Raw genomic sequence first — 920 nt, forward strand, 5'->3', positions numbered from 1 at the left:
CGGCCCCCAACAGCCGCACCACCGTATAGCCCGCGAACCGAGCCCCCTCACTCAACGGCATGGCCGCATCCTAAAACGTCCGAACGGTTGAATCGGCGCAAATTCGCCCGCTACCGCGGAGTCATCCTCGGGCGGTGCGGACGAACACCGGCGGATCCTTCGTCAGGTCCACCGTGCCGATCGGGATCGAGCTCACGGTGTAGTCGGGTATGCCGGCGGCTCGGCCGTGGTAGACGATGGCGCCGCTGGTCGTCACCGCCATCGTGTTGGGATCGAAGGTGAAGGTCACTTTGCTGAAGTCGCCGCCGCCGTCGACGACCACGGTGTTGTTGCCGCTGTCGAGGGTCGAGCAGTCGGGGGGCGGCGCCACCCCGCGAAAGCAGTGACGCGTCCAGGTGTCCAGCGCCGTCTTGACGGCCTGGCGCCCCACGTCGTTCAGGGTCGCCACCGGCTGGATGGGGGGGTGATCGGCGGCGCCGGTCAGTCCGTCAAGCAACACCGGCGGCGCCTGCGCGGTGATGTCGATGTTGGGATTGTTCGACGAGACATTAAGGGCGCCAGGGAAGACCCCGACCGGGGAGGTCCCATTGGTGCCGACGCCCCACAGCGCCACCGCCTTGAGCGAGGCGTTGTTCGATCCGGGCGAACCGATGTCGACTGCGACGGTGCCGCGGTCGAGCTTCCATTCGTCGCCGCTGCGGTGCAGGCCGACACGGGCCTGCGACAGGGTCGGGCCGAACTTGGCCGACAACATGACGTACTGGTCATTGGCGGGGTCGTCGTCGGGCGCCGCGGGTGCCGACGTGACCGTGATGGCGGTGATGGGAGCCGCCGCAAGCTGGGCGCGCAGCACTTCGGGCGTCAGGAATTGCATCGTCGCCGGCGGGTTGGCGCTCACCGCGAGTGCGGCCGCGGCGTCG

Annotated in this window: 1 protein-coding gene; it reads right to left on the reverse strand. The window is 68.7% G+C overall.

Annotation, left to right across the window (positions count from 1 at the left end):
* Positions 1-121 precede the first annotated feature (121 nt).
* Positions 122-920 (reverse strand): hypothetical protein (locus A5787_RS27910; protein WP_197507413.1); only part of this gene is annotated, 799 nt, incomplete at its 5' end.

Source organism: Mycobacterium sp. 852002-50816_SCH5313054-b, assembly GCF_001667185.1.
Lineage (GTDB): Bacteria > Actinomycetota > Actinomycetes > Mycobacteriales > Mycobacteriaceae > Mycobacterium.